Raw genomic sequence first — 6,203 nt, forward strand, 5'->3', positions numbered from 1 at the left:
AGGAAAAACACCATGCGATTCATGCACGCCATCCTGTCAGCAGGATTACTGACCTTTGCCATCACAGCACAGGCGGTCCCCAATATGTGGAACAGTGGCTTCGGTATGGGCGTCACCGAGTACATCATCACCAGCCCGGAAAACGTCATGCTGAACCTAAACTGCACCGGCAACCCTGACGACCAGAATATCCTGCAGCATCACGTCATGCTCACCCTGCCTGACGGCAGGAGTGCCGATTCACAGGATGAGAAAACCACTATTACCGTCGTCACGGATGACCAGCCTTTCCCCCTGCCATCCTCTCTCGGCTGGCGTAACGGCGACAACGCCTGGCTGTCGTTTATTGATGCCATCAGAAAGGCAACGTCGTTTGACGTTTACGTCAACGACAAAAAAGTGGGGCACTTTACCCCTTCAGCCGGCAACGTCCACAAGGCTCTGGCTGATATGCCCGAATGCACGACACTGACCGCCGGGTAGCCCCGCCCGCCTGTTTACAGCAAAATCAATCAAGGACAATACGATATGACCGACATTTCGACACTCAGCCAGCGACTGGCGACCCCCACCCTGCATTTCGTGCTGCTCACCGTCGCCACCTGCGGCATCTGGCCACTGCTCTGGCTGTACCGAAAACAGCAGATTATCAGCGAGACCACCGGTTACCCGGTAAGCAGCGATATCTTCGTTATCTGGCTGGCCGTCTGCTTCGGACTCGGGCGTCAGTTTGGGGTGATGGCCTCACCGGACCTGGCGGGTTACGATACGGGCAGCGACACGCTGCTGGCCTTAAGCGGCATTCTGTCACTCGCCTGTGGCGTGATGTATATCGTCTGGGCCTTTAAGGCCAGAGCCGCACTGCGACACTATGCGCTGAACACCTTCCGCTTCGACCTCAGAATGAATGCGTTCTACACCGTACTCTTCAACGTCTTCTACATCACGTACTGCATCAACGACATGCCGCAGGCACTGGCGAAACACCGGATTATTCATGGTCAGGTCCCCGTGCCGCCAGAGTCTCCGTCACCGCAGTAACTCAGCTCTCCTATTATTACCCGGCAGGGGCATCCGTGAATGCCCCCATCCGTCCGGGTCCCCTCTGAGATTTAACTCAATGACATTACTCAACATACTGGTCTCTGCACTGGGCCAGATACTGACATGGTGCGCCAGCAGCCGGGCACAGCAGTTTGTGGAAGACCACTTCCGCAAAGAAGGTTACGACGAAGACAGCATCTATATTGCCAGACAGACGGCAGCCCTGCTGGCAGGTGCCTTAATCGCAGCGCTGATGGAGCAGATACTGCAGCTTATCGCCACACCTGGAGCCTCCCGTTGATGCCCTGCTCACTGAGCGGGGCATTTTGTTTTATGCCATTCATCAGGAGATGACGATGCACAACACCAACGATACCCCACTACCGTCCGGCCCGTTTACCCGCAGGCAGGCGGTTGCTGTGGTAGCGGCATACCATAACGTCGCCATAGAAGATGACCAGGGGACGCATTTTCGTCTGGTCATTCGCGACCACGAGGGACAATTACTCTGGCGGGCGTGGAATTTTGAAGCCGGTGCCGGGGAATGGCTTAACCGTTATCTGCTCAGCCACGGTATCCCCGGTGACTGACTCACCACGGGCCTCGCCCAAATACCAACCACACCAACAGGCCATGTTCCCTTCGGGGCGCATGGCTTTTTTGTTTATGCCGTTACATCAACCATAAGGAATTGACCATGCGCTTAGCCAGCCGTTTTGGACGGACGAACCAGATACGCCGCGATCGTCCCTTAACCCGTGAAGAGCTGATGCAGCATGTCCCCAGCGTCTTCAGTGAAGATCGCCATGAGTCCAGAAGCGAAAAATACGCTTACATCCCCACCATTACCCTGCTCGACAATCTTCAGCGTGAAGGCTTTGAACCCTTCTTCGCCTGCCAGTCACGCGTTCGTGACCAGACCCGACGAGAGCACACCAAACATCTGTTACGTCTGCGTCGTGCCGGGCAGATCAATGGCCAGCAGGTACCGGAGATCATTTTGCTCAACTCGCATGACGGAAGTAGCTCATATCAGATGCTGCCTGGGCTGTTCAGAGCCATCTGCACCAACGGGCTCGTCTGCGGACAGTCGTTCGGTGAAATTCGCGTACCGCATCGTGGCGATGTGGCCAGGAAAGTGATTGAGGGGGCTTATGAAGTGCTCAGCGTCTTTGATCGGGTGGAAGAGAAACGCGATGCAATGCAGTCGTTACGCCTGCCGCCACCGGCACAACATGCCCTGGCGAACGCTGCACTGACGTACCGCTTTGGCGAAGAACACCAGCCGGTAACCGCTGCGCAGATACTGACACCACGCCGGTATGAGGATCGTCAGGACGACCTGTGGACCGTTTATAACCGCATTCAGGAATCATTGCTGAAAGGTGGCCTGCCGGGGCGCACTGCACAGGGTAAACGTACCCGTACACGTGCGGTTAACGGCATCGACGGTGACGTAAAGCTCAACAGGGCGCTCTGGGTGATGGCCGAAGAGCTGCAGCAGGCTCTGAGCTGATGCAGCATGTTACAGACGATGCCCGTCAGGCGGACGTTTATCCGCTTTCCCTGAATGAGGCTCCGGGCTGCCGCTCCATCTCTGATGACGACCTGTGCGCCTGGTGCACACATCTTCTCTACCGACCCGGAGAACTCAGCCTCTGCCAGTTAAGCCTCGCCGACACTATATGGCCCGCCTGTTGTGATGAGAACGGCGATGCGCAGTCCTGCCCGTCGCTCCTGCTAAACCTGTATCCCCCACCCGAGAAATAAACAAGGAAAAACGACTATGACCGACATTATCAACCTTAACGACACCCTCCCGTTACAACCCCAACCTGCCGGTGCCGGTTCTGCACCCGCACTGACCGCCAGACTCGTACCCGACGAGCAGCGCATCGGCTTCTGGCCGCAGCACTTCGGCAGCATACCGCAGTGGATAATCCTCGAACCGACCGTCTTCGCCTGGATGGACCGCTTCTGCGCTGACTACAGCGGCGGTATCTGGCAGTTTTTCACGCTGAGCAACGGCGGCGCGTTTATGGCCCCGGAAGCGAATGAGGATGGTGATGAACAATGGTCGCTGTTCAACACCATGAACGGCAATGGCGGTGAACTCAGCGCTGAAGCCGCAGGGATTGCCGTCTGTCTGATGACTTACAGCCAGCACGCCATGCGCACCGAATGCGACGCCATGACGGAGTACTATTACCGCCTGCGGGACTACGCGCTCAGTCACCCCGAATGCAGCGCCATCATGCACATCATCGACTGAGGTAAGTCGCTATGGAACAACCGTTACCGCTGTTTGCCCGTGAATTAGCCCCTGCCGACCAGCAGACTGTCAGGGAAGCATTAACCCTGCTGGAATGCCAGTTACGCGAGCCCGGCGCGTCTTTTACCTCCAGCCAGGCTGTCCGGGACTGGCTGCGACTTCAGATTGCCCCACTGGAGAGAGAAGCCTTTACCGTCCTCTGGCTCGACAACCAGCACCGCCTCATCGCCCACGACACCCTGTTTATGGGCACCATCAACAGTATCACCGTGCATCCACGGGAGGTCGTGAAAGCTGGTCTGAAGCACAATGCTGCCGCTGCAATACTTGCACACAACCATCCTTCCGGAGAGGCAGAGCCCAGCCATGCAGACAGACAAATCACCGCCCGTCTGAAGCAGGCGCTTGGGCTGGTTGATATTCGCCTGCTGGACCACCTGGTTATCGGTGGCATGGAGATCATCTCATTTTCTGAGAGAGGCTGGCTGTAGCACAACAGGAAAGTAACCCGATGAAAATTATCAGCAAGCGTCAGGCAATGGCGTTATATCGCCAGCACCCGCAGTCCCGGTTGTTTCGCTTCTGCACAGGTAAGTACCAGTGGTCCGGCAGCGTCTGCCACTATGCCGGGCGGGAGGCGCAGGATATCCGCGGGGTGCTCGCGGTCTTCGCTGAGCGCCGTCAGGACCGCAACGGCCCATATGTCGTCTTACGGAGCGTCACACTTAATTAACTCAGATTTAAGGAGAGTGAAATTGTCGAATAACATACCGTCTGTAAACCACGATATCACCGAACCCAGGTGGGGGCTTAAACGCAATATCACACCCTTTTTTGGCGCCCGTCTGGTGCAGGAGGGTAACCGGCTGCATTACCTCGCTGACCGTGCCAGCATCACCGGGACCTTCAGCGATGCAGATTTACGCCATCTGGACCAGGCGTTTCCCGTCCTGTTAAAGCAAATGGAACTGATGCTGCTTTCTGGTGAACTCAATCCCCGCCATCAGCACGGCGTCACGCTCTACGCAAAAGGGTTGACCTGTAACACGGATACACTCGGCAGTTGCGGATATGTCTATATTGCGATTTACCCGACACCTGCAACAACCGAATAACCCGCCCGGCATTTTCCTTCGTTTAACTCATCAGTAAAGGTTTCCATTATGCAAACACAACCTGTTCCCCCGACACGGGAGGTTTCACCACGCCCGTCACCCGTGGAGATCTGGCAGCGCCTCCTGAACCACCTGCTGGAGCGTCACTACGGTCTGACGTTAAATGACACGCAGTTTGGTAACGACGGTGTCATCAAGGCGCATATCGACGCTGGTATCTCACTGTGCGACGCCGTGAATTTTATCGTGGAGAAGTTCGGTCTGGTTCGTACAGATAGTCACGATTTCTGGGCAGAAACACAGTCGCCGCTTCTCACCCGTATCGATATCCTTCGCGCACGTAAGGCCTGTGGACTGATGACACGCAATGGTTACAGAAGGGTGAGCGATATCACCACCGGCAAATACCGAGAGGTGCAACCATGAAGCTGTCCCTCACCGTGGAAGCCGATGCCATTAACGTACTGGCCCTCAACATGGGCCGGATCGCTGTAGATATCGACGGTATTGAACTGGCTCACCTGATCGATGTGGTGAACCAGAACGGTTATTCGCTTCGCGTTGCTGATGCCCCCGGAAAGCGGATTGTTGAATATCCGCTCCCGCCTGTCGCCCGCCTGAACGGCATTCAGTGCAGCACCGCCCATATCACCGAAACCGACAACACCCTGCTGTATACCCTTTCACACCAGCATGAAGACTTTGGTGACTGCGAGTGGATTTTGTACACCGGCTCGGGTTATCTGCTCCACCTGGGTGCGTGGTCGTTTCCGGTATTACGCCTCAAACGTCTCGGCCTGTCGAAAGCCTGCCGTCGGTTAGTCGTGACGCTTATCCGTCATTACTCCACAGACATTATTCATCTGGATGCCTTTGGCGAAGTGCTGCCCGGCTTTGCCACTTTTGACTGGTAACCTCACCTCAATCACCACAAGGTTTTCACATGCCAGAATTAACCACTGAAACTGCTCTCGATATTTTAATCCACTGGCTGGAAGCCAATACAGATTGCGACAGCGAGATTATTTTCGACAACGACGAAGACGGCACCGACTCCGCAGCGCTGTTGCCTCATATCGCCAGGGCATTACAGGACGTTCGTGATCTCCGTCATCTTCAGCTTCTGCAACAGGCCAGAACTGATTAGCCATCTGACAATACTCATCATACACGTATAAACGCCAGCCCTTACCGGCTGGCGCTTCGCTTTTAGATACCAGCTTCAAAAGGCCAGAACTGCTTGATAAAATGAACGACATTGTACCGAAGCATTTTCCTTCGATGTTACCCGCTCGTTCCTGAGTTTGAATCCTCCAATCCAGCACCAGAAAGGACAGAGGGTACAAATGAGGGTATAAAATAAATCAAACTTGAAAATAGACATGTAAATCATCAAAATAACAAAACACATCGATTCCGAGTCCGGCACCATTATTTAAAGAACCCAGCCTATGGCTGGGTTTTTGCTTTTCTGCGTCTGATAAACTCTCCTGTAACCACTCTCCGGTCACATCCTCGTAAACCTGTTCCTGCAGTATTTCATGGCGCTTAAAGTGGCCCTGTGTACGCTAAATTCCGTACTGATCTGAAGTGTTTGGGGAATCCTGAAGAGAGATGATGGGGTTTGGGGTTACCGTATCGTGGCTTCACCTTGTCTGGCGGTACTATTTTGGGTGTTCAGATGTGTATTTCGGCCCCAAAGCAAAAAACCCCGCACCATACGGTACGGGGTTCTTTTAATTGATGCCTGGCAGTTCCCTACTCTCACATGG

General features: G+C 54.8%; 13 protein-coding genes. All 13 read left to right on the plus strand.

Annotated elements, in window-relative coordinates:
• The first annotated feature begins 12 nt into the window (after nt 1-12).
• The 13 genes from QMG44_RS23610 to QMG44_RS23670 all read left to right on the plus strand — a co-directional run bounded on the left by QMG44_RS23610 (nt 13) and on the right by QMG44_RS23670 (nt 5,578).
• A complete protein-coding gene (locus QMG44_RS23610) occupies nt 13-483 on the plus strand; it encodes a hypothetical protein (protein WP_232938090.1) in 471 nt (156 codons plus the stop codon).
• Nucleotides 484-528: 45 nt separating this feature from the next.
• Entirely contained in the window at nt 529-1,041 is a 513-nt protein-coding gene (locus QMG44_RS23615; RefSeq protein WP_232938087.1) for a DUF4234 domain-containing protein, read from the plus strand.
• 79 nt (nt 1,042-1,120) lie between these two features.
• A complete protein-coding gene (locus QMG44_RS23620) occupies nt 1,121-1,345 on the plus strand; it encodes a hypothetical protein (protein ID WP_232938085.1) in 225 nt (74 codons plus the stop codon).
• Nucleotides 1,346-1,400: 55 nt separating this feature from the next.
• Nucleotides 1,401-1,634, plus strand: a complete 234-nt coding sequence (locus tag QMG44_RS23625) for a DUF905 domain-containing protein (protein ID WP_281853313.1) — start codon at nt 1,401-1,403, stop codon at nt 1,632-1,634.
• Between the two features lie 107 nt (nt 1,635-1,741).
• Entirely contained in the window at nt 1,742-2,560 is an 819-nt protein-coding gene (locus tag QMG44_RS23630; protein ID WP_232938083.1) for a DUF932 domain-containing protein, read from the plus strand.
• Nucleotides 2,560-2,814 (plus strand): hypothetical protein, encoded by a 255-nt coding sequence (locus QMG44_RS23635; protein ID WP_232938081.1) that lies wholly within the window; start codon nt 2,560-2,562, stop codon nt 2,812-2,814. Before QMG44_RS23630 ends, QMG44_RS23635 begins: the two co-directional genes overlap by 1 nt.
• A 16-nt stretch (nt 2,815-2,830) precedes the next feature.
• The gene (locus QMG44_RS23640; protein WP_281853314.1) at nt 2,831-3,316 is read left to right on the plus strand and encodes an antirestriction protein; all 486 of its coding nucleotides are present in this window, start codon (nt 2,831-2,833) and stop codon (nt 3,314-3,316) included.
• Nucleotides 3,317-3,327: 11 nt separating this feature from the next.
• Nucleotides 3,328-3,807 (plus strand): DNA repair protein RadC, encoded by a 480-nt coding sequence (gene radC, locus QMG44_RS23645; protein WP_232938117.1) that lies wholly within the window; start codon nt 3,328-3,330, stop codon nt 3,805-3,807.
• Between the two features lie 20 nt (nt 3,808-3,827).
• Nucleotides 3,828-4,049, plus strand: a complete 222-nt coding sequence (locus QMG44_RS23650; RefSeq protein ID WP_232938115.1) for a DUF987 domain-containing protein — start codon at nt 3,828-3,830, stop codon at nt 4,047-4,049.
• A 22-nt stretch (nt 4,050-4,071) separates the two neighbouring features.
• On the plus strand, nt 4,072-4,431 hold the full coding sequence (locus QMG44_RS23655) for a type IV toxin-antitoxin system YeeU family antitoxin (RefSeq protein WP_281853315.1): 360 nt from the start codon (nt 4,072-4,074) through the stop codon (nt 4,429-4,431).
• Nucleotides 4,432-4,479: 48 nt separating this feature from the next.
• On the plus strand, nt 4,480-4,857 hold the full coding sequence (locus tag QMG44_RS23660) for a TA system toxin CbtA family protein (RefSeq protein ID WP_281853316.1): 378 nt from the start codon (nt 4,480-4,482) through the stop codon (nt 4,855-4,857).
• Nucleotides 4,854-5,345: a DUF5983 family protein gene (locus QMG44_RS23665; RefSeq protein WP_232938111.1), complete on the plus strand. Its 492-nt coding sequence runs from the start codon at nt 4,854-4,856 to the stop codon at nt 5,343-5,345. The genes QMG44_RS23660 and QMG44_RS23665 overlap by 4 nt, the downstream gene beginning before the upstream one ends.
• Before the next feature lie 29 nt (nt 5,346-5,374).
• Nucleotides 5,375-5,578, plus strand: a complete 204-nt coding sequence (locus QMG44_RS23670) for a hypothetical protein (protein ID WP_232938109.1) — start codon at nt 5,375-5,377, stop codon at nt 5,576-5,578.
• The last annotated feature ends 625 nt before the right edge of the window (nt 5,579-6,203 follow it).

It is taken from the genome of Enterobacter sp. 200527-13, assembly GCF_027924865.1.
In the GTDB taxonomy this organism is placed as follows: domain Bacteria; phylum Pseudomonadota; class Gammaproteobacteria; order Enterobacterales; family Enterobacteriaceae; genus Enterobacter; species Enterobacter ludwigii.